The sequence below is a fragment of the Gemmata obscuriglobus genome, from assembly GCF_008065095.1.
In the GTDB taxonomy this organism is placed as follows: domain Bacteria; phylum Planctomycetota; class Planctomycetia; order Gemmatales; family Gemmataceae; genus Gemmata; species Gemmata obscuriglobus.
The window spans coordinates 112,078-136,490 of record NZ_CP042911.1 but is presented as its reverse complement, the minus strand read 5'-3'; the positions used below and the strand labels follow the sequence as shown (position 1 = coordinate 136,490).

The 24,413-nt window shown below is 67.7% G+C and carries 14 protein-coding genes; 6 read left to right on the top strand and 8 right to left on the bottom strand.

The window, feature by feature from the left end:
• The first annotated feature begins 2 nt into the window (after positions 1-2).
• Positions 3-1,991 (top strand): alpha/beta hydrolase family protein, encoded by a 1,989-nt coding sequence (locus GobsT_RS00650; protein WP_010047858.1) that lies wholly within the window; start codon positions 3-5, stop codon positions 1,989-1,991.
• Positions 1,992-2,088: 97 nt separating this feature from the next.
• Positions 2,089-3,213, top strand: coding sequence for a peptidylprolyl isomerase (locus tag GobsT_RS00645; RefSeq protein ID WP_010047860.1), 1,125 nt, complete (start codon positions 2,089-2,091; stop codon positions 3,211-3,213).
• 329 nt (positions 3,214-3,542) lie between these two features.
• On the opposite strand, the gene GobsT_RS00640 is transcribed toward GobsT_RS00645, so the two are convergent.
• The 4 genes from GobsT_RS00640 to GobsT_RS00625 form a co-directional block, all read right to left on the bottom strand.
• Positions 3,543-5,174, bottom strand: coding sequence for a cyanophycinase (locus GobsT_RS00640; protein ID WP_010040828.1), 1,632 nt, complete (start codon positions 5,172-5,174; stop codon positions 3,543-3,545).
• Positions 5,175-5,200: 26 nt separating this feature from the next.
• A complete protein-coding gene (locus GobsT_RS00635; RefSeq protein WP_148087557.1) occupies positions 5,201-6,829 on the bottom strand; it encodes a TIGR02996 domain-containing protein in 1,629 nt (542 codons plus the stop codon).
• Positions 6,830-7,046: 217 nt separating this feature from the next.
• Entirely contained in the window at positions 7,047-8,681 is a 1,635-nt protein-coding gene (locus GobsT_RS00630; RefSeq protein WP_010040838.1) for a TIGR02996 domain-containing protein, read from the bottom strand.
• An 18-nt stretch (positions 8,682-8,699) separates the two neighbouring features.
• The gene (locus tag GobsT_RS00625) at positions 8,700-10,313 is read right to left on the bottom strand and encodes a TIGR02996 domain-containing protein (RefSeq protein WP_010040840.1); all 1,614 of its coding nucleotides are present in this window, start codon (positions 10,311-10,313) and stop codon (positions 8,700-8,702) included.
• 201 nt (positions 10,314-10,514) lie between these two features.
• On the opposite strand from GobsT_RS00625, the gene GobsT_RS00620 reads away from it, so the two are divergent.
• Together GobsT_RS00620 and GobsT_RS00615 are read left to right on the top strand one after the other, a co-directional pair.
• Positions 10,515-13,154, top strand: a complete 2,640-nt coding sequence (locus GobsT_RS00620) for a peptidase (protein ID WP_010040843.1) — start codon at positions 10,515-10,517, stop codon at positions 13,152-13,154.
• A 75-nt stretch (positions 13,155-13,229) separates the two neighbouring features.
• Entirely contained in the window at positions 13,230-14,705 is a 1,476-nt protein-coding gene (locus GobsT_RS00615; RefSeq protein WP_010040846.1) for a WD40 domain-containing protein, read from the top strand.
• Positions 14,706-14,821: 116 nt separating this feature from the next.
• On the opposite strand, the gene GobsT_RS00610 is transcribed toward GobsT_RS00615, so the two are convergent.
• From GobsT_RS00610 to GobsT_RS00595, 4 genes are all read right to left on the bottom strand, one after another.
• Positions 14,822-15,715 (bottom strand): DUF1559 domain-containing protein, encoded by an 894-nt coding sequence (locus GobsT_RS00610; RefSeq protein ID WP_010040848.1) that lies wholly within the window; start codon positions 15,713-15,715, stop codon positions 14,822-14,824.
• 11 nt (positions 15,716-15,726) lie between these two features.
• Positions 15,727-16,665 carry a hypothetical protein gene (locus GobsT_RS00605; protein WP_010040850.1) on the bottom strand — a complete coding sequence of 313 codons (939 nt, stop codon included), beginning with the start codon at positions 16,663-16,665 and terminating at the stop codon, positions 15,727-15,729.
• A gap of 412 nt (positions 16,666-17,077) precedes the next feature.
• Positions 17,078-18,874 carry a hypothetical protein gene (locus GobsT_RS00600; protein ID WP_010040853.1) on the bottom strand — a complete coding sequence of 599 codons (1,797 nt, stop codon included), beginning with the start codon at positions 18,872-18,874 and terminating at the stop codon, positions 17,078-17,080.
• The gene (locus tag GobsT_RS00595) at positions 18,871-19,638 is read right to left on the bottom strand and encodes an ABC transporter ATP-binding protein (RefSeq protein ID WP_010040856.1); all 768 of its coding nucleotides are present in this window, start codon (positions 19,636-19,638) and stop codon (positions 18,871-18,873) included. Before GobsT_RS00595 ends, GobsT_RS00600 begins: the two co-directional genes overlap by 4 nt.
• Positions 19,639-19,976: 338 nt before the next feature.
• On the opposite strand from GobsT_RS00595, the gene GobsT_RS00590 reads away from it, so the two are divergent.
• Both GobsT_RS00590 and odhB read left to right on the top strand, forming a co-directional pair.
• Positions 19,977-22,979 carry a 2-oxoglutarate dehydrogenase E1 component gene (locus tag GobsT_RS00590; RefSeq protein WP_010040860.1) on the top strand — a complete coding sequence of 1,001 codons (3,003 nt, stop codon included), beginning with the start codon at positions 19,977-19,979 and terminating at the stop codon, positions 22,977-22,979.
• Positions 22,980-23,053: 74 nt separating this feature from the next.
• On the top strand, positions 23,054-24,277 hold the full coding sequence (odhB, locus tag GobsT_RS00585) for a 2-oxoglutarate dehydrogenase complex dihydrolipoyllysine-residue succinyltransferase (protein WP_010040862.1): 1,224 nt from the start codon (positions 23,054-23,056) through the stop codon (positions 24,275-24,277).
• The last annotated feature ends 136 nt before the right edge of the window (positions 24,278-24,413 follow it).

Below are 24,413 nucleotides of genomic sequence, written 5' to 3'. Positions count from 1 at the left end.
CGATGAACCGCCGCGACCTGTTCCGGGCGTCCGCACTGGGCGCGTTCTCGGCCGTTTCGGGGGCCGCATGTGTGCCCCACGCCTTCGGCGCCGAGGCCCCTTCGGGCGACGAAGCGGTTCGCAAGTATCTCGCGGGGGAAGCGAAACGGATCTCCGTCATCGGCCTCTCCGGCGCGACCACGCGAGCCGAATGGGAGAAGGCCCGGCCGCGCCTGAAGCGCGAGTTCCTCGACATGCTGGGACTCGACCCACTGCCGGAGAAGACCCCACTGAAGGCGACCGTGACCGGAACGCTCGACCGCGGCACCGTGACCGTCGAGAAGTTGCACTACCAGAGCCGCCCGGGGCTGTACGTTATCGCGAACCTGTACCGCCCGAAAGACGTGGCACGGGGCACAAAACTCCCGGCAATCCTGTACGTGTGCGGGCACTCCGGCCGGGGGCGCGACGGCAACAAGACCGCGTTCCAGGACCACGGGCTGTGGTTCGCGTCCAACGGGTACGTGTGCCTTGTCGTGGACACGCTCCAGCTCGGCGAGATCGCGGGCAAGCACCACGGCACCTACAACCTGAACCGGTTCTGGTGGCACTCGCGGGGCTACACGCCCGCCGGCGTCGAGTGCTGGAACGGCGTCCGCGGGATCGACTATCTTTGCTCGCTCCCCTACGTCGACGCCGAGAAGATCGGCGTGACGGGCATCTCCGGCGGCGGCGCGACCACCAACTGGGTTGCCGCGGCCGACGACCGCGTAAAGGTGGCGGTCCCGGTTTCGGGCGTCAGCGATCTGGAGTGTTACGTCGGTGACGAAGTCATCAACGGGCACTGCGACTGCATGTTCTTCCACAACCTTTACCAGTGGGAATGGACGACCGCGCTCTCACTTTTCGCCCCCAAGCCGCTACTTTTCGCCAACAGCGACGGCGACGCGATCTTCCCGATGAGCGGCAACAAGCGCATCATCAAGCGGTTGCGGAAGTGCTACTCCCTGTTCGATGCCCAGGAGAAGGTGGACGAACACGTCTCGAAGGGCGGCCACGACTACCGGCCGGACCTGCGGATCGCCACCTTCAGCTTCTTCCACAAGCACCTCAAGGGTGACAACACGCCCGTCACGGACGCCGATTTCCCGAAGATCGACGGAAAGGACTTGCGCGTCTTCCCGGAAGACAAGGACCTCCCGAAAGACGCGATCAACGCGACCGCCGACGAGGTGTTCGTTCCGGTCGCGAAAGTCGAACTCCCGACGGAGAAGAACTTCACGGACTGGAAAGCCGGGTTGCTGAAGCAGCTTCGCGAGCGGGTGTTCCGCGCGCTGCCGGAGCGGGTGCCGGAGATCCGTACCACGCGGGCTTGGAAGTCGGAGATCTCCGTCGCAGAGGACTACGCGCCGTTCTACGGCTTCACGCTCAGCGCCAAAACGGACGGCGACAAGGTACTTACCCTCCTCGTGCTGAACCCCGAAGAGGAGCCGGACCAAGTTGAGAGCGGATGGGGCAACCGGTTCGTGAATAGTGCGTTGCGCGTCGCCGTTGCCCCGCGCGGCGGGTTCGGGTCGGCCTGGACCCGCAAGAACCCGCCGAACACCGTGGAGCGATCGTTCGCGCTGCTGGGGCGCACCGCGGACACGGGCCGCGTCCTCGACGTGATGGCCGTGCTGTCTCACTGGAAGAAGTCAGTGACCGACGCCGACAAGCCGCTTCAGGTGCGCGTGGCGGGCCGCGGCCCCGCCGGGGTCATTGCGGTCTACGCCGCCATACTTGCTCCGGGCACCGTTCAGGAAGTCGTGCTGATCGACCCGCCCGTTACGCACCGCGACGGCCCACATTTCCTGAACGTGATGCGGGTGCTCGATGTCCCGGACGCCCTCGGACTGCTCGCCCCGACTGTGCGCCTGACCCTGGCCGGCGAGCGCGCGAAAGATAAAGCGTTCGAGCGCACCGCAGCGGTTTTCGCGGCGGCTGGCGCCAAAGACAAATTGAAGCGCGAGTAGCGCCGTTTTTACATTTTCGCTCAAGTTCTCTTGCGGCCGGCGGGTGCGGCGTTATAAGGCCGACCGCAATCACGCCAAAACGCGGAGGGAACACGGTATGGCGCTTCTCAGTGGTCGCCGGTTGGTGCGGGGGCTGGCGTTCGCCGGCGTTGCCGCCACGGGGTACGCGTTCGGGGTCACCAGTGACCGCGCCGTGGCCCAGCCCCAACCCCAACCCGCCGGGCTGCCCGGCACGCCGACGCTGCCGTCCGGCCCGGGGGCTCAGCCGCTGCCGAAAAGCGTCGCCCCTCTCCCGCAGGCGGAGCCGGACCGTCGGGTGGTCGCGTACATCCACGGCAACATTCCGATCACGCGCGGCGAGTTGGGCGATTTCCTGATTGCCCGCGGCGGACACGAGAAGCTCGAACTGCTCGTCAACAAGCGGATCATCGAACTGGAGGCCGAGCGCCGCAAAATCACCCTCACGACGGTCGAGATGAAGGCCGCCCTCGAAGAGGACGTGCGTGGACTCGGCATCTCCAAGGACGACTTCGTCAAGCACATCCTGCCGAAGTACGGCAAGTCGCTGTACGAATGGACCGAGGACGTGATCCGTCCGCGGCTCCTGCTGACCAAGATGTGCCAGAGCCGCGTCCAGGTGTCCGACGAGGACATTCAGAAGACGTTCGAGAACCGCTTCGGCGAGCGCCGCGCGGCGAAGATCATCACCTGGAACGAGAACGACTTCCGCACCGCTCAGAAACAATGGGACGAGGCCCGTAAGAGCGACAACGACTTCGACCGCATCGCCCGGATGCAGGCAGACCCGACGCTGGCAGCGGCCGGCGGTCAGGTGCGGCCGATCGGCAAGCACTCGGAAACGGAAAACGATGCCGTTCACAAGGAACTGCACAAGCTTCAACCGGGCGAGCTCAGCGCCATCTTCAAGGTGCCCTCCGGGTTCATGTGCATCAAGTACGTTGCCCCGGTGCCGCCCGAAGCGAATGTGAAGCTGGACGAAAAAATGAAAGAGGCCCTCCGTAAGGAGATGTTCACCCAGCGGCTGGAGCGAGAAATCCCGAAGTGCTTCAAGGAACTGAAGGACGCGGCCCAGCCACAGGTGTACCTGAAGGGGCCTCCCAGCGCGGCCGAATTTCGTGAAGGGGTGAGCAACATCATCAACCAGGCCGGCGGCGTGCCGACGCTACCGGCGGCACCCACCCCACCCGCGCCGAAGCCGTAAGCTCGCACGAAATTGGCGGCGAATGATCGTAGGGCCTTGTTCGCCCCGTGCGGCACCCGGCGCGCTAAAGACAAATTTGACAGGATTAACAGGATAAACAGGATCGAAGACAGATTGATTTGAAATCCTGTTTATCCTGTCAAAACCTGCCTACTGATCGTGGGGCCTTGTTGCCGCGTGCGTGTTACAGCTTCACAAAGACAGATTTTGACAGGATCGACAGGATAAACAGGATCGAAGACAGATTGATTTGAAATCCTGTTTATCCTGTCGATCCTGTCAAAATCTGTCTGCTCAAAAGACTCGGGGCTCACGCCCCCCGCCCGCCTTCACTTGATCTTCTTTCGCTCCTTCAGATCGTACTTTTCACCCACGGTCACCTCTTCATAGTCCTTGTCACCGTCGGTAGCCTTCTTCGTGTCGTAGAACGCCACCTTCGTCCGGCCGATCACCTCGGCCACGCTCCCGCGGACGACCAGCGCGGTGCCCTCGTCGATCCCGATGCCCAGGTACTGCGGGTACCGCTTCATCAGCCCGGTCATGTCGGCGGTCCGCTTGCGCGCGAAGAAGTGCTGATCGACCGCGCACCCGGGCAGGAACCCGAACCCGCGCTCGTAGCCCTCGGCGGCCATCACCGTGTTGCCCAGCGGGTGCCCGCGCGGCATGAACTCGCTCTGGATGCTCGCGCCCGCCGAACTGCCACCGATGACGCCGCCCCGCGCGAGCACCTCACGGAACCGCTTCTCGGTGAGCGTGCCCTCGTAGGCGTCCACGAACCGCCACTGGCGGCCGCCGCTGAACCACACCCCTTTCGCCTTCGTGAGCACGTCCGAAAACTTCGGGTCGTCGGCCTCTTTGCGGTCGCGGGTGTGCAGCGCGACCACGTGCTTCGCCCCGTTCCTCTTGAGTGCCCCCTCTTCGACCGATTCGGGCGCGAGCGGGTCTTCCATCGCGGTGGTGACGACCACGAGCGTCGAGTCTGGGCCGCCGGCCAGGTCGATGAACTTTTTCCAGATGTTCGCGCCCGCCCCGCCCCCGCCGACGATCACCAGCGCGCCCGTCTTCACGTCCGGGGTCGGCGGCTTCGCGGGCGGGAACGGCTCCTTTGCGGCGCGGTTGAGGGCCGCGCGTTGGAGTTGAACGAGGTCGAGCAGCGAGCCGGCCTTGTACTCGTCGCTCGCGGCGGCCCGGCCCGCGCCCTTCGCGATACAGACCGTGACCGTCGAATCGCCGATGACCCGCGCCACGCGCCCGCGGACGAGGACCGCCGTGCCTTCGTCGAGGCCCAACCCGACGCGCGTCGGGTGTGACGCGATCACCCCTTCGAGCCGCTTCTCGCGCTTCCGGGCCACGAAGTGCTGATCGACCACGAACCCGGGGAGGAACCCGAACCCGTCGCCGAGTTTCGCGGTGTCGGTACCGCCGGCGATCATGAGGTCGGTCATGACCGCGGCGCCGGCGGAGGTGCCGCCGATGATCCCGCCGCGCGCGTGCAGCCGGTGCAACTCCTTCTCGACCAGCGTGCCCCGGTACGCCGCCGTCAGTTTGCTCTGATCGCCACCGCTGAACCAGACCGCGGTCGCCTCGGCGAGCGGCTTGACGAACGCGGGGTCGTTGGCCTTCTGCGCGTCCCGGGTGTGCAGCGCCACGACCGATGCGGGTTTCAGCTGCTCCCACAGCTTCAGAAACGAGTCGGCCTTTTTCGGATCGTCGGCGTCGGCGCTGGCGGTCGGAATCACGACGATCTTCGCCCGGTCCTTGCCGGCAACGTCCACGAACGCCCGCCGCGCGTCCGCGGGGAGCTTCCCGCCGCCGACGATCAGTAACGGCCCGGGCAGCCCGCGCGGGTCGAGCGGGGCCGGCGGCGGAACGCCGGCTTCCGACGGCACCGGGGCGGCGCCGAGATTGGACGTGAGGGCCGTGAAAAGCAGAACGAGCGCCGCGGCGCGAGCGGTCGGCATGCGGGCCTCCAAGGTGGTTGGTGCGGTCACAGCCCGATCACGCCGGGCCGCTTCCGGAGCTTGCGCACGAGCGCGGGCGGGAGCTTGTTGCTGCTCAGCGAGCAGGACGCGAGGTTCGGGAGCGTGGCCCGGTCGCCGAGCGCCGCGGGGCCGGTCTTCAGCCGGTTGTCGTCGAGGTCCAGTTCGATCAGGTCCTGGAGCGCGGGCGCCGCGAGCAGCCGGGCCACGGCCGCGTCGGTGAGCCGGCACTCGCGCAGCCCGAGCCGGCGGAGCGGCGCGAACTTCGGGTCGGCGAGCCGCCGCACGGCCGTCGGCCCGACGGGCTGCCCGGACAGGTCCAGGTGCCGCAGGTCGGGCCAGTTCAACTTGGCGAGGAACCGATCGAAGTGGGTCGTGTTCAGCGCGCCGGGGCCGCGGTAGCCGGCGAGCCGCAGCGACCGCAACCCGGCCAGGGCGGGGTTGGCCGCGAGCCCCGCCAGCGCGGCCGGGCCGAACCGGCTGTTGTGCGACAGGTCGAGTTGCTGGAGGGCGGTGAGCCGCCGGCACACGGCGAGGGCCTTGAGGTCGCCCGGCGGCAGCGCGGTCCAGGTGAGCTTGAGGACGCGGAGGGCCGACGCCCACGGGGCGGCCGCGAGGGCCGCGGCCGCCCCCGGGCTCAGCCCGCACGCGGTGACGCTCAAGGCCCGCAGGGCGAACCCGGTCGCGCCGGCGAGCGCCTCGAACCGCCCCTCGGTCATCATGTTGTACTCGCACTTCAGGTCGGCGAGCGCCGGGAACGTGCGGGACCGCGCGAACGCGTCCCACGCGGCCGGGGGGGCGGTGCTGCCGGCGAGCGTCAAGGTGTGCAGCCGCGGCAGCGGCGGGAGCCCGCACAGCTCCTCGAACACGTCGGCCGGGAACTGCCCGCCGACCGACAGCACGCGCAACTGGCGGAACCACGGTGCCGCGGCCAGCACGCGGAACCCGACGGGCGACAGGTCGTTGCACGGCCCCGAGAACGTCTCCAGCCCGCCCCACGGGGCGGCCGCCAGCGCCTCGCACACCGCGTCCTCGAACCGGGACGCCAGGAACAGCCCGCGCAGGTTCCGCAGGTGCGGGCACGCGGCCAGCGCCCGCACCGCGTCGTTCGTCTCCTCCACCGCCCCCGGGCGGAACTGGATCGTGAGCCGCCGCAGCCCCTCGAGCACCGGGTACTTGAGCAGCGCGAGCAACTGCTCGGGGCTGACGAACGTGAGCACCAGCCACCGGGTCGGGACCCGCTCGAAGGCCCGCGCGAGGGCGGCGGCGAGCGGGCGCACGGCCCGCACCCCGGGGTGCCGGTCGCCGTCGAACGAGAGGAACCGCGAGAACCCGCGGTGCGACACCCACCAGTGCGACTCGTCGCCGCCCGCGGCCAGCCCGCCGCCGAAGTCCGGCCGCGACTCGGGCGCGTGGGCGGTGAGCCACAGCCGGAGCTCCTCGTCGCGCTCCAGCAGCTCCGGGTACTCCGGGTCCTCGGGCGTGGCCGCCGCGAGCCGGCACTGGGTGCGGATGAACTCGCCCTGCTCCGCGCGGCCGTTCTCCTGGAGCCAGTCGGCGTACACGAGGCGGGCGGTGTCGTCGTCCGGGTTGGAGACGATCGCGCGGAGCAGGGCGTCGGCGTCGGTGTCCGTCATGCGGCAGTGGAGCGGCGCGCGGGGCCGGTTCTCGGGAACAAGTATCCTGAGCGGGGGCGCCGACCCCCGTACCACGCGCGATCCGGGCGAGTGCTCGTCCGGACCGGGAGACGCGTGTGGTTGTGGAGGCAGTTTAGCGTTTGCGCCGGGAGGGGGATATCGTGAACCGCCGGCGTTCAGAAAATTTTACCGCGCGGCGCGGCGGCGGCTGGCGCGATCACACCCACAGCCCGGGCCGCTTCCGGAGCTTGGCGAGGGCCTCTTTCGCGACCCGGCTGCCGCGCAGGTCGCAGTACCCGAGCCGCGGGAACGTTTTCGAACTGGCCAGCTTGACCGGCCCCTTGCCGCCGTTGTTGTTCCCCAGGTCGAGGAGTGTCACGTCCGGCAGGCCCTCGGACTCACACAGCACGCGCGTCCCCGCCTCGCGCAGCCCGCACCCGTTGAGGTCGAGCTTCGTGAGGCGCGAGAAGCCGCCGGCCGCGAGGGTCCGCGCCCCGGGCACCCCGACCGGCAGTTCGTCGAGCATCAGGTGCCGCAGCTCCGGCATGTCGAGCGCCGCCAGAAACGTCTGCACGGTGCTCGCGTTGAGCGGGCTCTTCGGGGCGTTGCACCGGTTCAGGTTGAGCAGCCGCAGCCCGCGCAGGTGGGGGCCGCGAGCGAGCGCGGTCAGCCCGCCCGGCCCCACCGGGTTGCCGCTCAGGTTCAGGTGCTTCAGCCCGGCGAGCACGGGCGCCGCGGCGAGCGCCTGGACGCTCCCGACCGTGACCCGGCAGCCGCTCAGCTCCAGCACGCGGAGCGAACCGGCGAAGCCCGCCTTGACCAGCGCCGCGACCCCGTCCTTGCGCAGCTCCACGCCCTCCAGCGACAGGTGCCGCAGCGGCCACGGGGCGCGTGCCAGTGCGTCCAGCGGCAACCGGAGCTGGTTCAGCTCCAGCCGGGCGAGCCGCGGGAACGAGTCGGACGCGACGAACCGGCGGCTCGCGGCGGCCGTGGGCTCGACATCGCCCACGAGCGCGAGGTGAACCAGGTTCGGCATCGGCGGCAGCTCGCCGAGGGCGCGGAACGTGTCGCGGCTGTTCATCCACAGGCACAGCGACCGCAAGTTGCGAAACCACCCGGCCGCGCCCAGCGCTTTCAGGCCGGCGTAAGTGGTCTCACCGAGCAGCAGGGCCTCCAGCGCGCCCAGGTTGGGGGCCTTCGCCAGCACACGCGACTCGTCCGGTGTGAGTTCGAACTCAAGGTCCAGTCGGCGCAAGTTGGTGAGGTGCGGCGAGCCGACGATCCCGCGCACCGCCGCGGCCTCGTCCTCGTCCGCGAAGTAGTCCAGCGACAGCCCGCGGAGCCGGGCCGCGAGCGGGCCGTTGACCACGCCCGCGACCTCTTCCCCGTAGGCGTCTTCGAGCCGCAGCGTGCTGATGGTGGCGCTCCGAAACGCCTGCCCCAGGGCGGTCGTGATGCGGTCGATGTTCTCCTCGGGCTCCTCGTCGTAGTCGGTGTACTCGACCTCGTCCGGGAACCCGCGGCGGTACGCGCCGTCGCCGCCGTAGGAGAAGCTCCGGCCCCACTCCAGATCGGCCGGCAGTTCGGGGTGCGTGTGGTCGGCGTGCGCGTCGAGCCACCGGGCCAGCTCCTCTTCGAGTTCGAGGAGGGCGGGGTACTCCGGGTCGTCGTAGGGCCGCTCGGCGAGCCGGCACTGCACCCGGATGTAATCGGCCCGCGCCGACGGGCCGCGGGCCGGGGACGGCTTGCCGTCGGGCGCGTGCTCGTCGAGCCAGTCGGCGTAGGCGAGCCGCGGGGTGTCCTCGTCGGGCTGCTCGCGGATCGCGTCCAGCAGCGCGGCCTGATCGCTCATGGGTCGTTCCGTTCGGTGCTACACCAGCCACCCGCGCGCGCGGTGGAGCGCGGCGCGGTCCGCGGGCCTGATCGGGTTGACGTCCAGGTTGAGCGCGGCGAGCCGGGGGAGCCGGTCCGGAACGAGCAGGGCCGCCGCCTTTTTCAGCGTATTGTTGTACACGCTCAGTTCGAGCAGGCCCTGCAGGTGCCGCGACCGGGCCAGCGCGGTGAGCCCGCGGTCACCGATTCCGCACCCCGCGAGGCGCAGGCGGGTCACGTTCGCGAGGTGCGGGTTGGCCGCAAGGGCCTTCGCGCCGGCGTCGCCGAGCGGCCACCCGCCGAGGTCCAGGTACCGAAGGCGCGACAAGCTGAGCCCGGCCGCGAACCGGGCCAGCGCGTCCGGCCGCACGCGCGTGTCGCCGACGGACAGGTCGAGCGTGAGCGCGGCGAGGGCCGGGAACCGCGCCCCGTTGCCGAGCGCGGCGAGCCCCGCCTTCGTGAACCAGTTACCCCACACCTTGAGCACGCGCAAGCGGGGCGCGGCGGGGCTCTTTGACAGAGCCGCGGCGCTCGCATCGGTCAGGCTTCCGCCGGACGAATCGAACGTGTGCAGTTGCGGGAACCACCGCGCGCCGAGCAGCGGGGCGAACGTGTCGTCGTCCAGGCCGGAAATCGTGAGATCCGCGAGCCGCGGAAACCGGCCCCCGGCGAGCCGGGCCGCGATACGGCCGGTGTCATCACAGAACTCGAACGTGAGCCGCGCGAGTTCGGGAAACCCGGTGGCACTCCCGAGCGCCTTGAGCGCCGTCGGCTGGAGGTGCCAAACGGTCAGCGATTCGAGCCGCGGCGCCCCCGCCAGCGCCACAAGCAGCGGCCCTTGTAGCGGGCGCTCCACGCGCCTCATGAATACGTCCCGCAGTCCGCGGAACCACGCGGCTCGCGCCAGCGCCGGAATATCTTCCCGGCGCCCGGACAGCGCCGGTAGGTCGAGCGTGCGGAACCGGTCGGGGTTCGCGTTCAGTGCGGCCAAGCCGGCCACCGTGCTGGGGGTGGCCAGGTCCAGGTGTTCGAGGTTCGCGACCACCGGCGAGCGGCCGATCACGCGAATGAGCGCGTCCCCGCCCTCGGCGTCGGGCTCGACCGGGCTGACGGTCAGACCGGTGAGCACCCGCGCCGCCGGTTCTGCGAGCACGCGTGCCAGCACGTCTGGAGTCATCCGTTGTAGCGCGAGGTGGCGAACGGTCGTGTTCGCAACCAGATCGGGCAACGCGGCACACACGCGGTCAACCTGCTCGTTGCCCGGCGGAACACGACCTTCATGATGGGGAACTGGATCTACCTCCCAATCGGCGACGGCGAAGTGCGGAAACCCCCGCCGGAACTCGCGCTCGTGCTTGAACCCCGACGGCAGTTGTGGCGCGGTGAGCCGCAGCGCCAACCCGAACCGCAACTCGACCTCCGCGGCCCGTTCGAGCAACTCGGGGTATTCCGGATCAGCGATAGAACAACTCGCGAGCCGGCACTGTGTGCGGATGAACTCCGCCTGAATCGGCGCGTCGTGCTCGTCGAGCCAGTCGGCGTACACGAGCCGCGGGGTGTCGTCCCCCGCGTCCGCGATAACGGCTTTCAGCAGGGCGTCTTCCTCGCTCATGCCGCGATCATAGCCGACGGCCAAATGTCACGCGAACGCGGGAAGCGAAAACGCGCGCCGGCGGTCCGCCGCTTGACCGCCCTCGGGTGCCGGTTTACGATACCCTGTAATCCCACCCAACCGCGCACGAACCCGCCCTACGGGCCGGCGCACCCTCGCTCGACCAGCCCACCGCGTCAGGCTCCTTCGGAGGCCCCCATCATGCGCCGGTTCACGTTCGGCCTCGCGGTCCTATCTGTGATGGCCGGGAACCTCTCGGCCCAGCAGCCCCCACCCGGGCTCCCGTCGGCCCGCGTGCAGCACGTGTTCCCCGCCGGCATAAGGGCCGGCGCGTCGGTCGAAGTCACCGTCACCGGAACCGACCTGGAAGAGCCCGAAAAGCTGCTGTTCGCGCACCCGGGACTGAAGGGCGAGTGGATCAAGCCGCCCACGGAACCAACACCGGACCCCAAAGACCCGAAAAAGACCACCCCGCCGCCGAAGACCAACCCCGCCGGCCCGCACACGTTCAAAGTGACGGCCGCGGCCGACGTGCCGCCCGGCGTGTACGACTTGCGGGTCGTGGGCAAGTGGGGGGCGAGCAACCCGCGCTCGTTCGTCGTCGGCGATTTACCCGAGGTGAACGAGAAGGAACCGAACAACGACGTTCCGGACGCGCAAAAGATCGAAATCGGCACCACCGTCAACGGAGTCATCGCGAACCCGACGGACGTCGATTACACCACGTTCGCCGGAAAGAAGGGGCAGCGGGTTCTGGTCTCGTGCCTCGCGACCAGCGTCGACAGCAAGGCCACGCCAATGATCGAGGTCTACGAGGCCACCGGCCGCAAACTTGCCACCAGCCGCAACTACCGCGAGTCGGACGCCCTCACCGACGTGGTGCTCCCCGCCGACGGCGAATACCTGATCCGGCTGTTCCAGTTCACATACACTGCCGGCGGCCCGGACTACGTTTACCGCCTCACCGTGAGCGCCGCCCCGTGGATCGACGCGGTGTTCCCGCCCGTGGTCGAACCCGGCAAGCCGACTCCGGTGACGCTGTACGGCCGCAACCTGCCCGGCGGCCAACCGACGGAATACACCGCGGACGGCCGCGCGCTCGAAAAGCTCACCGTGTCGGTCACCCCGCCGGGCGTCCCCGCCGCGGTCACCCAGCTCGCGAGCCGCGCGCACGTCGAACCGACCTGCGCCCTTCAGGACGGCTTCGGGTACAGTCTGAAAGGGCCGAACGGCACGTCGAACCCGGTCACGATTTACTTCGCCCGCGACAAGCTGACCGTAAAGACAAAGTCTGCCGGCGGGCCGGACGCTGCGGAAGTCGTCCCGACGCCGGGTGAGGTCGCCGGGTTCCTCGCCAGGAGGGGCGAGCGCGACTGGGTCGCGTTCGTCGCGAAGAAGGGCGAGAAGGTGACCATCGACCTCGCCGCGGAGCGGATCGGGGCGAGCGGCGACTTCTTCTTCTCGGTCCGCGACGGCAAAGACCCGAAGCGCGACCTCAGCGGCGATCAGGACGACGACAACGACACGCTCCACCCATCCGGGTTCTACACCCGCACCACGGACCCGGCCCCGTACCAGTTCACCGCGCCCGAGGACGGCAGATACCTGATCGCGATCGGCTGCCGCGAGTCGAGCTACTTGAACGGCCCGACGGCGGCCTACCGGCTGCGCATCGGGCAACCGCTCCCGGACTTCCGCGCGGTGGTGATGCCGTACAGCCGCTTCTACCAGACCGGCTCCTCGGCATGGCAGGGCGGGACGCAGGCGTACCACGTGTTCGCCCACCGCACCGACGGCTACAGCGGCGCGATCGGGGTCACGGTTGAAGGCCTCCCCGCGGGGGTAACCGCTCAGCCGCTCACCATTGGCCCGGCGGCGCGCTGGGGCGTGCTGGTGCTCGATGTCGCGCCCGGCGCCGCTCCGGCGAACGCCGCAGTCACGGTCAAACTCACGGGTACCGACGCCGCCGGCAAAAAGCTCGAACGGGTCGCGCGCCCAGCCTCGGTCGTGTGGGGCACGAACCAGCCGGACCAAAACGTGCCCGTACTCGCCAAACTCGACCAGTCGCTGGTCGTCGCGATACGTGCCGAGAAGGCGCCTTTCAGCATCAAAGCGGACATCCCCAATGCGGTCGTCAAGCCCGCAAGCGGAAAAGACAAGGAAGAGAAGGTCAACGGCCCCGTCGTCGTGCTGCGGCAGGGAGACAAGGCGACCGTGCCGGTGAAGGTGAGCTGGACGGTCCCCGAGAAGCCGAACGTCACACTGACGGCCGAGCCGCTGGCGCAGAACCAGCAAGGTCAGCCGGTGGCGGTCCAGTTCGCGACCCAGCCGACAAAAGACAAGCCGGACGTGCTGGTGAACATCGACGCCAAGACCGGCAGCGTGCCGGGCACGTATACGATCGTCTTCCGCGGCACGGCCCCGGTGGCGTTTGCAAAAGATCCAACGGCGAAACAAAAGCCGAACGTTCCCGCGGAGGCGTTCGGCACGCCGATCACGGTCCTCGTGGTGCCGTCGGCTCTCGGGCGGTTCACCACCGGGCCGCTGCCGAACAACACGCTCAAACTCGGCACGAGTACCGATCTGCCGATCAAGGTGGAGCGGCTCCACGACTTCGCGGGCGAGTACAAGGTGTCGTTCGTGCCCGCAAAGGACGCGACCGGGGTGACCGCGACAGACGTTGTGATTGCCGCGGGCAAGGACGAGGTGAAGCTGCTGCTCAAGACCGCTCCCGACGCCAAGCCCGGCGCACTGGCCGGCACCGTCGTGGTCACGGCCCTCTATGGCGGGAAACACCCCGTTACCTACGAGAACAAAGTCAGCTTCAACCTGGCGAAGTAATAAAGCTCACCCCCCTCCGAGAAAGAATTGGAGCGGGGTTCTTCCGACCAATTCAACCGCAAAGGAACCCTCTCAATGCGCCGGCTCGCTGCGCTCGTGTTCGTGCTGCTCGTCGCCCGGAGCGACGCGCAGGACAAGAAAGACGACCTGTACCCGCCGATCCCGACCGTCGACCTGAAGCGCAAGGAGCCGGTCGAGTACGCCAAGGACATCGAGCCGATCTTTGAGAACAAGTGCATGACGTGCCACGCCGGCGGCACCCTGCGCGGCAAGTACGACATGAGCACCTACGAGAAGGTGATGAAGGGCGGCAAGCGCGGGGCGAAGATCATCGTCCCGGGCAAGGCGGACGAGAGCTTCTTCTTCCGCGCGTGCGCCCGCCTCGAACAGCCGATGATGCCGCCCAAAACCGACGAGCCGCTCAACTCACAGGAGCTTTCGCTCATCAAACTGTGGATCGACCAGGGCGCGAAGGCCCCGACCAGCGTGCGCGTCAAGGAGCGGCCGCTCGTGAACTTGCCGCCGGTGCTGGTGAAACCGGTGCGGGCGGTCGCGGTGGCGCCGGACGGCAAGAGCATCGCCGCCAGCCGCGGGAACCAAGTTCACCTCTTCGAGTTGAAGACGGTTCCGGCCGCGAAGAAGGGCGACAAGGATAAGACCGAGTGGGCCTACGCCACGTCCCTCTTCGACCCGCAGCTCAAGACCCCGGACAGGAAGCCCGCGAAGGCGGCGCACATCTCCCTCGTGGAGTCGATGGCGTTCAGCCCCGACGGCAAGACGCTCGCCACCGGCAGCTTCCAGGAGCTGACGCTCTGGGACGTCGCGAAGGGCGAACCCCGGCAGCGCGTCGGCGGGTTCGTGGACCGCGTGTGCACGATCGCCTACTCGGCCGACGGCAAGCGGTTCGCCACCGGCGGCGGGGCGCCGACCGAGGACGGCGAGATCAAGGTGTTCGACGCCGGCACCGCGAAGCTGTTCGCGGAAATCAAAGCGGGCCACAGCGACACGGTGTTCGGGGTCACGTTCAGCCCGGACGGCAAGCTGCTCGCCACCGGCGGCGCCGACAAGTTCGTCAAGGTGTTCGAGTTACCCGCCGAAGTGGGGCAGCCGGCCAAGTTCGTGAAATCGTTCGAGGGCCACACGCACCACGTCATGGGCGTTGGCTGGACCCCCGACGGGAAAAAGCTCGCATCGTGCGGGGCCGACAACTTCGTGAAGGTGTGGGATTACGAGAAGGGCGAGAAGATCCGCGACATGCAGGGGCACCAGAAGCAGGTAACGGCCCTCGCGTTCGTGGGCAAAACGTCCCAGTTCGTGACCGGCAGCGGGGACGCGAGCGTCCGCATGTGGAACGCGGACAACGGCGGCAACGTGCGATCGTTCCCGGGGGCCAGCGACTTCGTGTACGCGGTCAGCGCGAGCCCCGATGGCGAGGTGGTCGTGAGCGGGTGCGAGGACGGCACCGTTCGCGTGTACAACGGCAAGAACGGCACGCTGCTGAAAGCCGCCCTGCCGCCCGACGCGGAACCGAAGAGCGGCGAGAAGAAGTAGTGCCCGGTGATGGTACCGCGTTCTGACGAGACCGCCAGGGAGCGGGGTACGCGGCACCACCGCCGAACCAGCTCAATGCAAGAGCCACTCCATCACTGCCACACACCGAACGGTAGTCAATCCGGAGCAGAGACGGTCTCTCCCCCGGACCGCGTGGCGAGAGCCGACAGGATCGCGTCGGCCTCGTACCGGACGAACTTCACGGACCCGTCGCAGAACGCAAAGTGTGCCCCGCCCGAGTGTCGGCTCCAGAAGTGGTAGGCGTGGCAAACGCTCGTCAGGTCGCCATCCGTGAACGAATACGGGCCGGGACCGCAGGACCGGTACGCCGCTCCGAGTGAGCTCACTTCAGGTTCGCCACGCAACGCCTGCACGGGGAGGAAGGCCTCACTCGCGGTGTGTGCGTAACCCATGTACCACCAACCGCACAAGTAGTCCGGCGTTGGCGGGCGCTCGCCGAAGAGCAGCGTGTTGGTCGTGCCGTCGGTCACGTCGGTGATGCGCGTACTCGACCCGCTGTAAATCACCCCCGACGGGCTTTTCTCGTCGCCGACACCGGAAACGCCGAGGTAGCCGGTGAGGGCCACGACAACACCGTTTGGTGTGCGGTGCAGCCACCCCTGCCGATCGTCCGCCGGGCATTGATAGGCTTTCACCAGCGTCCGCAGCCCGACGTGCGGCGGGGCGAGGTGGGTGATGGGCATGCTCGCACAGTCGGCTTGCGCTTGCCGGTACACCGCGTCCTGCTCGAGGTAGGGGAGCAGCGCGACGTGCGCGTTCAGGAAGTACAACGGGTCGGGGGGCGGGATGTCACCGGGGGGCAACGCGCCACGGGCCGATTCGTAGTTGTGGCAGGCAATAGCGATCTGCTTGAGGTTGTTAGCACATTGTGTCCGGGCCGCCGCGCCGCGCACCTTCTGCACCGCCGGGAGCAGGAGGCCGATGAGGACGGCGATGATGGCGATCACCACCAGGATCTCAATCAGCGTGAATGCGGAGCGTTTGCGCATGGCCCCCCCCCTTACGCTTGCGACCGTTTGCGACGAACCCACCACGTCAGAAGGACGGAAAGAGCGATGCAGGACACGCCGATTCCGCCCCACAAGCGCCAGTTGAACGGGGGGCGGTCTTTGTAAACGTCGAGAACCGGCGGCGGAGGCAAGTAATGCTCCAGCCGAAACTCGTCCGGGGAGGCGCCTTGTGCGGGGTACGTGTACCGAACCTTGGTCGTGTTGTCGCTCGTGGCGGCGGGAGTTGAGGAGAGCACCTGACTCACTTCCGTCACAACGGGTCGCCCATTTCGGGAGGTGAACTTCCGAGTCACCACACCGCGGTAGAGCGACGACGTATCCCCCGCCTTCGTAATCAACTCGTACTCAAATCGGGTGAGCAGGTAGTGGTTGTCTGTCGAAAACGTCAGCGCCCCCCGATCAACCCCACCCTCCCCTTGACCGGGGAGGGGACGAGAGTAGCGGAGCGTTACCAGGCCAGCCTCGCCGCGAGTGACCGACTCCGCCTTGAACCCCGCGCGGTCGAGGACGCCCAGTACGGTGCTCGATTGAACGGCAGCAGTGAGCGGACGGAACAACAGGTGACTTTTGCCGGCAGTCGTGTGAAAAAGCTCCTCCGGCTTGTTTGCGCTTTGGAAGACGAGGGCGTATTGGCCGGAGGCCGGCGTCTTTTCGACAACGAATGCCTCGTTCGGGGTCAGGCAGTATCGGCGTGTTCCTAATGCCACAAGGGTGGAGCGCTCATGGTGAAAAGTGGCGAACGTGCTCTTATCGGTCTTCCCGCGGATAGTAAACTCGCGTTCGGCTTGGACCGCCGGGATTTCCAACTCCCAATTGCGTAACTCCGCTTGCCCGGCCCGAACGCGGGTGAGCAGGTCCTCGACTTCGCCAGCGGTGGCACCCTGAGCACAACCGAATACGAGAGCAAGTAAAAACCAGTGTCGTTTCATGCCGCTGCTCGACTCGAATGAGTTGTGACCTTGCTGGTAGATGCAGCGGGGCCGTCAACGACAGCGGTCGAACGGCCCACCGCCGTCAGTTACCGGCCATAGCTTTAGCCGCCGTGCGATTATCATCCATTATCAAGTGACATACCCTATCACATCGCACAAATCAACGATTTTCTCGAATCTAAAAACGCACACGTGTAATAGCAAGCCGTTGCAGCACCGTGCTTGAGGACGTGTTCAGCCCGGGCGGCACGCAGCCCGGGGCTGAACATGGGAGATTGTGACCGATGGCGGAGGTGCGGAAACGAGACGACGGCGGGACGGCACCAGTTCAAGGCTCACAGCCGCACAGCTAGCGGAACCAACAAAAGACGGGAAGGGCCATTCTGGCCGAGGACGAACCGAGCGAGGTTCACGCGCCCGTGTCGGTTACCACAGCCAGAATCGCCCGCTCCCGCGTCGCGAGCCAGTGCCCCTCCCACGACAACACAACCCGGTAGACGAGCCCCGTCACGGCCAGAACGAAGAGCGACAGGAGCAGCGACACCGGGTACCCGCGCACGTCGGCCAGTTCGGCCAACAGCACTTCGGCCGCGAGCGGCACCAGCACCGGCAGCAGTACCAGCGGGAGCACCGACATCAGCACCAGTTGGAGCAGAACCGGCCCGAACTTGACCCGCGTCGGCTGGAGCGTCCCCGCCGCCATCGGAAACGGGGCCAGGATGGATTGCGCGTTCGCCAGGAGACAGAACAGAAGGTACGCGGCGACCAACTGGGCGAAGACCGCCGGGTAATGGTCCGCCCGCATCGGGTAGACGGCCCCGACGATCGCCACCATCACCCCGCTCAGCCCCAACCCGATCGGAGCGACGGCCAGGTTCTTGCCCAACAGGATCTCGCGCCGCGGAGCGGGGGACAGCACGTACGCCCGGAACCCGGCGCGGTCGTAACCGAACTGGTTTCCCACGAGTTGGAGCCCGCACAGCACCAGCACCAGCACCCCGCCCCCGAGGACCAGCAGCGGGCGGTACTCGCTCGGCACCACCGCCCGAGAACTCATCGCGCCGCCGAGCGATACACACAACAGGATCAGCGGCGTCAGAATGGCCATCTTCACCTCGGGCGCCCGCAGCAGCCCCCGGAACGCCGCGGTGGCGACCGCCGATGCGTGCTCGGAAACCCACGGGAACCGCCACTCCGTCAGCCGCAGCCGGTTTGGGTCGGCGGGCGCCGGCCGGGCCACCTCCGTCCGCCGCGATCCGGTGAACGCTCCCGTGTAGAGCCGGAGCGTTGTCCGGTACGCGCGTCGCAGGCTCACGCCCCCAATCAGCCCTAACCCGGCCGTCCCAAGAAGGGCCGGCGCCACGGCACCGTGACCGAGATCCGCCGCCCCGAGTGCCAGCCAACCCGGCGGGAACACGGTGCAAACGGTCCGAACCACGCCGGCCGTGCGGTCCCGCGACTCGCGCCTCTTTTCGTCACGCTTCTGTTTCTGTTCAACCTCCCACTGCGCTCGTTCTTCCGGCGTCAGATCGGGCTTGGGCTGAGGCTGGTTCCGCTGATCCGCGGCCCCAGTTCGATCGGCCCAGGGGCGCGTCACGTTCAGCATGTTCGGCACTTGAGCCAGCATGATAAACCCGGCGGTCAGGGCCATGACGATCGTCCGCCGCCGGCGCGGGTTCACCATCAGCGCCGCGAGCCAGCCCTGAAACTGGTACGTGACCGCCGTCACCGCCAGGACGAACGCGGCGAGCAGTGGCAACGCCAGCAGCGCGGCCAGTGACCCGGCGCACACCTGACCGAGGATCAGCCCGACCATACCGGGCACGAACACGACCAGGTTTACGCTGAACAGTGAGCTAAGGTAGTTGATCAGGAAGGCTCCGGCCGGGGACACCGGCAGGTGGAGCACCCGGTCGAGCACCACCCCTTCGGCGCGCTGGAGGTCACTCAGAAGGCCGATCACCCAGAAGAACAGGAAAACGGCCCCCGCCCCGGCCCACACGACCAACCGCACCGCCGGGGACGCAGAAGGCAGCGTCTGAAACCCGACGAAAAACCCGGCCACGAACAGACCGAGCGCGGCGCACAGCGCAAGCGCCGCGAACACGAAGAAGATGACCAGGTTGATCGGGCCGGCCTTCCGGAACTGGTTCACCCGCAGCCGCCAGCGGAGCCACAGGAACGCGCGAAACTGCTCGGTGTTCACTGGGCAACCTCCAGCCAGGCGAGTTTCGGCGCCGCAACCGCGTCCGCACCGGCCAGTTGGATGAACCGGTTCTCCAGCGTGTCGCCCTGGCGGATCAACTCCAAAGACGCCTGCTCGACCAGCCGACCGCCCGCAATGATCCCCACGTGCGTGCAGAGCCGCTCCACGATCTCCAGAACGTGCGAGGTCAGGAACACCGTCGAGCCGCGGGCCACGAACCCGGCCAGTAAGTCGCGGATCACCCGAGAGGTGATCGCGTCCACCCCCTCGAACGGTTCGTCCAGGAACAGCAGGTCCGGGTTCGGCAGCAGTGCCGCGGCCAGCGCGAGCTTCTTCTTCATCCCGTGCGAGTATTCAAGGGAGAGCTTCGTCCCCTCGTCGGCCAGCCCCAGCAGGTCGAGCAGTTCGTCGGCCCGGGCGCGGACCGTGGCCCGGGGCATCAGGTGCATCCGGCCGACGAACGTCAGGTACTCGCGGGCGGTCAGGTTGTCGAACAGGGACAGGTTCTCGGCGATCACCCCGATGTGCCGCCGCGCGTCGAGCGCCTGCACGTGGTCACTCATGTCCCGGCCGAGCACGCGCACGGAGCCCGCGCTCGGGGCGAGCAAACCGGTGAGCATCTTGATGGTCGTCGACTTACCGGCGCCGTTCGGTCCCAGGAACCCGTAGAAGGTTCCGCCTTCCACCCGCAAGTCGAGGCCGTCCACGGCACGAAAATCGCCGAAGTCACGGGCCAGTCGATGGGTCTCTATGGCCAGGCTCATGTTTCCCCCGGTTAAACGGCGCGATACCGCCGAACGGTTCAACAGTGTCTTCGCCAGCGGTCCCAGTTTATCAGCAACGCAGACGGGGAATCGGTCCGACCGGGCACGGCCTCAGCAAAACGGCGACGGGAAGCGGCCCTTTCACGGCGCTCACGAGTCGGGCACCATCGACAACGGGCTCGAATGGCGACGAAAGTTGGCACCGGCGCGCAAGAAACGGCACGGGGACTCGTCGGTATAATGGTTGCAGGCCGCCTGCCTTGTCCGGGGCGCGCGCGCCGCTATCAGTAACTTTACCTCTCCCTCCTGCCGCCCGTGCGTGCCCACCGGAGCTTGTAATGTTCAGCGAGAACGGCGAATACGTCGAAGCACAGTTCCGCCGGTGGCAGCAAGACAAGAACTCGGTCGACCAGACGTGGCAGGCGTTCTTCGCGGGAATGCAGTTCGCCGGCACGCTCCCCGGCGGGGCCGCGCCGGCCGGCGGAAGTGGAAGCGGGGCCGCGAGTTCGGCCGACCTTCGGGTGCAAACGGGCGTCACGCGGCTCGTGTTCTGGTACCGACAGGCCGGACACCTCCAGGCCGACGTGAACCCGCTCGCCAGTGACCCGCCCCCGCCCTGCCCCCTTCTCAAACTCGAGAACTTCGGGCTCTCGGAAGCCGACCTCGATCGCACCATCGACGGCAGCATGTACTACGGGCTGAACGGCCCGGCCACCCTTCGCGACCTGCTCACCACCCTCAAAGCCACCTACTGCGGCACCACCGGCATCGAGTACATGCACATCGACTCGCTCGACGTGCGCTCCTGGATCGCCTCCCGGCTGGAACCGACCTGCAACCGGCCGATGCTGAAGCTGCGGCAGAAGTACCGCATCCTGCTCACCCTGCACCAGGCCGAGCTGTTCGAGAAGTTCCTGCACACCAAGTACGTGGGCCAGAAGCGGTTCTCGCTCGAGGGCGGCGAGACCCTCATCCCGGTGCTCGACGCGATCATCGAGAAGGGGCCGTCGCTCGGGGTGAAAGAGGTGGTCATCGGGATGGCCCACCGCGGCCGCCTGAACGTGCTCGCCAACACGCTGCACAAGCCGTTCAGCGAGATCTTCAACGAGTTCGAGGACAACTACCTCCCGCTCTCGACGCACGACGGCGACGGCGACGTGAAGTACCACCTCGGGTTCTCGGCGGACGTCGAGACGGCCGACGGCGGTACGGTCCACCTCTCCGTCACCCCCAACCCGAGCCACCTGGAGATCGTGAACCCGGTGGTCGAGGGCCGGGTGCGGGCCAAGCAGCGCAGGCACGGCGACAAGGAGCGCGTCACCGGCGTGCCCGTGCTCATCCACGGCGACGCGGCGTTCGCGGGCCAGGGCGTCATCATGGAGACGTTCAACCTGATGAACCTCGCCGGGTACCGCACCGGCGGCACCATCCACGTCGTGGTGAACAACCAGATCGGGTTCACCACCAACCCGCGCGACAGCCGCAGCACGCAGTACTGCACCGACATCGCGAAGTTCATCCAGGCGCCCATCCTGCACGTCAACGCGGAGGACCCGGAGGCGTGCGTCGCCGCCGCGGAGTTCGCGCTGGAGTTCCGCCAGCAGTTCAAGTGCGACGTGGTGATCGACCTCGTGTGCTACCGCCGGTGGGGGCACAACGAGGGCGACAACCCGGGCTACACGCAGCCCCTCCAGGCCAAGGTGATCGCGCAGAAGAAGCCGCTCTCGACCATCTACGCGGCGAAGCTCGCCGGCGCCACCGAGGACCCGAGCGTCACGGAGGCCGTGGTCGCGGACATCGTGCGCGAGTTCGACCAGAAGCTCTCCGAGTCCCTGCGCGACGCCGAGGCGGTCGCCGCGGCGTACCGCAGCCAGCTCGAGGCGGCGCACCAGCAGGTCAAGGAGATGGTGAAGAAGGGCGAGACCAAGAAGCGCGGGATGGAGGGCTTCTCCGGGCGCTGGAAGGGGTTCACCAACCGCTACTCGCACGACCCGGTCGCCACCGGCATCGGGGACGCCGTTCTGGACCGCATCGGGACCGCCCTCGGCACGTTCCCGGACGGGTTCACCGTCCACCCGAACCTGTTGAAGATCCTGCTCACCCGGTCCGAGAACATCAAGAAGCGGGGCAGCGTCGATTGGGGGACGGGCGAGGCGCTCGCGATCGGCTCGCTCGTGCTGGAAGGCGTCCCCGTGCGGCTCAGCGGTCAGGACAGCCGCCGCGGGACGTTCACGCAGCGGCACGCGGTGGTGGTCGATTACGAGACCGGGTACGACTACTACCCGCTCACGACCCTCGACCCGAAGCAGGCGCCGTTCGACGTGATCGACAGCTCGCTGTCGGAAGCCGCGGTGATGGGTTTCGAGTTCGGGTACTCGCTCGACGATCCCGAATCGCTGGTGATGTGGGAGGCGCAGTTCGGCGACTTCGCCAACGGCGCCCAGGTCATCATCGACCAGTTCCTCACGTCCTGCGAGTCGAAGTGGAACCGGTCCAGCGGCCTGGTGCTGCTGCTCCCCCACGCCTACGAGGGCCAGGGGCCGGAACACTCTTCCGCGCGCCTGGAGCGGTTCCTCCAGATGTGCGCCGAGGACAACATCCAGGTCGCGTACCCGACCACCCCGGCGCAGTACTTCCACCTCCTCCGGCGGCAGGTGAAACGGGGCTTCCGCAAGCCGCTCGTGGTGATGACGCCCAAGAGTCTCCTGCGCCTGCCCGCGGCCGTGTCGCCGGTGAGCGAGTTCGCCGGAAGCACCCACTTCCGCGAGGTGCTCGACGACGACCGGAGGGGGTCGCAGGGGGAACCCGCGGGGGGTTCCCCCTCGCACGAAGGCAGCGCGGACCTCGTCACCCGCGTGCTGGTATGTTCGGGCAAGGTCTACTACGACCTCGTGAAAAAGCGTGAGGAGCTGAAAACGCAGGCGGTCGCGATCCTGCGACTGGAACAACTGTACCCGTGGCCGGAGGCACAGCTCTCCGCGGCGCTGAGCAAGTACCGCCGCGCCCGCGAGTTCCTCTGGGTGCAGGAAGAGTCCCAGAACATGGGCGGCTGGTCGTTCGTGGAGCCGCGGCTGCGGGCCATGAGCTTCCCGTTCGAGTACGTCGGCCGCGACGCCAGCGCCAGCCCCGCCACCGGCTCGCACCACGTTCACGAGCTGGAGCAGAAGCTGCTTGTCGACGCGGCGTTCGCGCCGACGCCGTCGGGGCCGATCGGGCCGGGCTGGGTCGGGTGGAAGACCGCCGCGACCACGATCAACGGCGCGCACGCGAACGGGCACACCGGCGCCGCCGAAGACAAGACCGCGATAACCGGCGTGAAAGCCGGCGCGCCGGGGGCCTGAGTAAAATTGGTAGCGGGTGAGCGTGCGCCGCGCCCACGGATGCGTCCGTGGGCGTCTTCATACAGGGGTCGCGAATGGCAATCGAGCAGGTGGTGATGCCGAAGGGCGGCGAATCGATCTCCGAGGGCACACTGAACCGCTGGTTCAAGCCGGACGGGGCGTTCGTGAAGGCCGACGAGCCGCTCTTCGAGATGGGCACCGACAAGGCTTCTCAGGAAGTGGTCGCCCCGGCCGCCGGGGTGGTCAAGCACCTGGTGAAAGAGGGCGAGACGCTCCCGGTCGGCGCCGCCGTCGCCCAGATCGACACCGACGCGAAGGCGCCCGCGGCCGGGGCAGCCCCCGCGCCGGCGAAACCGCAAGCGGCCGCGGCGGCGCCCGTGTCCAAAGACGGGGCAATCCCGTCGCCGGCAGCGGCGCGCGTGCTGGCCGAGGCGGGCGTGAGCGCCGCGGACGTGAAGGGGACGGGGCCGAACGGGCGCATCCTGAAAGAAGACGCCGTCGCGGCCACGACCGCCAAGGCGCCCGATACGAACGGCCGGACCGCGGCGGAAGCGAAGCCGGCTCCGGCCGCCCCCAGCGCGCCCCCGCGGGCGCCGGGCGAGCGCGTCACGCGCGAGCCGATGTCGAAGATCCGCAAGACCATCGCCAACCGGCTGCTCGACAGCCAAAACACCACGGCCACGTTGACCACGTTCAACGAGGCCGACATGACCGCGATTCAAGACCTTCGCGCGAAGTACAACGACAAGTTCGAGAAGAAGTTCGGGGTGAAGCTCGGGTTCATGTCGGTGTTCGCCAAGGCAGCGGTGGAGGCGCTGAAGTCGTTCCCACTCGTGAACGCCCGCATCGACGGGGACCAGATCGTCCACCAGCACTTCTACGATATCGGCGTCGCGGTCAGCACCGAGAAGGGGCTGATGGTGCCGGTGATCCGCGACGTGGACAAGCTGGGGTTCGCCGACATCGAGAAGTCGATCGCGGCCGTGGCGAAGAAGGCCCGCGACGGCAAAATCACCTACGCCGACCTCGAAGGCGGCACGTTCACCATCACGAACGGCGGCATCTTCGGGTCGATGATGAGCACGCCGATCCTGAACCCGCCGCAGGTGGCGATTCTGGGCATGCACAGCATCCAGAAGCGCGCCGTCGTGGTGAACGATCAGGTCGTGGTCCGGCCGATGATGTACCTGGCGCTCAGCTACGACCACCGGCTGATCGACGGCCGCGAAGCGGTGCAGTTCCTCGTGCGCATCAAGGACTGCGTGGAGAACCCGGAACGCATCCTGTTTGAAGTTTGAAATCCAGATTGGCCACAAAAAAGCACAAAGGGCACAAAAGTAAGCGAAGAGAGAGAAACGGTCTCTCTCTGTCTTGGTTTCCTTTTGTGCCCTTTGTGCTTTTTTGTGGCCATCAATCTTTTTGTTGGGGCATTCG

Coding starts and splice junctions, on each gene's coding strand:
- GobsT_RS00640 (WP_010040828.1), bottom strand. CDS start 5,174: ATGCCGACCGCTCGCGCCGCGGCGCTCGTTCTGCTTTTCACGGCCCTC.
- GobsT_RS00635 (WP_148087557.1), bottom strand. CDS start 6,829: ATGACGGACACCGACGCCGACGCCCTGCTCCGCGCGATCGTCTCCAAC.
- odhB (WP_010040862.1), top strand. CDS start 23,054: ATGGCAATCGAGCAGGTGGTGATGCCGAAGGGCGGCGAATCGATCTCC.
- GobsT_RS00645 (WP_010047860.1), top strand. CDS start 2,089: ATGGCGCTTCTCAGTGGTCGCCGGTTGGTGCGGGGGCTGGCGTTCGCC.
- GobsT_RS00620 (WP_010040843.1), top strand. CDS start 10,515: ATGCGCCGGTTCACGTTCGGCCTCGCGGTCCTATCTGTGATGGCCGGG.
- GobsT_RS00610 (WP_010040848.1), bottom strand. CDS start 15,715: ATGCGCAAACGCTCCGCATTCACGCTGATTGAGATCCTGGTGGTGATC.
- GobsT_RS00615 (WP_010040846.1), top strand. CDS start 13,230: ATGCGCCGGCTCGCTGCGCTCGTGTTCGTGCTGCTCGTCGCCCGGAGC.
- GobsT_RS00595 (WP_010040856.1), bottom strand. CDS start 19,638: ATGAGCCTGGCCATAGAGACCCATCGACTGGCCCGTGACTTCGGCGAT.
- GobsT_RS00625 (WP_010040840.1), bottom strand. CDS start 10,313: ATGAGCGAGGAAGACGCCCTGCTGAAAGCCGTTATCGCGGACGCGGGG.
- GobsT_RS00650 (WP_010047858.1), top strand. CDS start 3: ATGAACCGCCGCGACCTGTTCCGGGCGTCCGCACTGGGCGCGTTCTCG.
- GobsT_RS00630 (WP_010040838.1), bottom strand. CDS start 8,681: ATGAGCGATCAGGCCGCGCTGCTGGACGCGATCCGCGAGCAGCCCGAC.
- GobsT_RS00590 (WP_010040860.1), top strand. CDS start 19,977: ATGTTCAGCGAGAACGGCGAATACGTCGAAGCACAGTTCCGCCGGTGG.
- GobsT_RS00605 (WP_010040850.1), bottom strand. CDS start 16,665: ATGAAACGACACTGGTTTTTACTTGCTCTCGTATTCGGTTGTGCTCAG.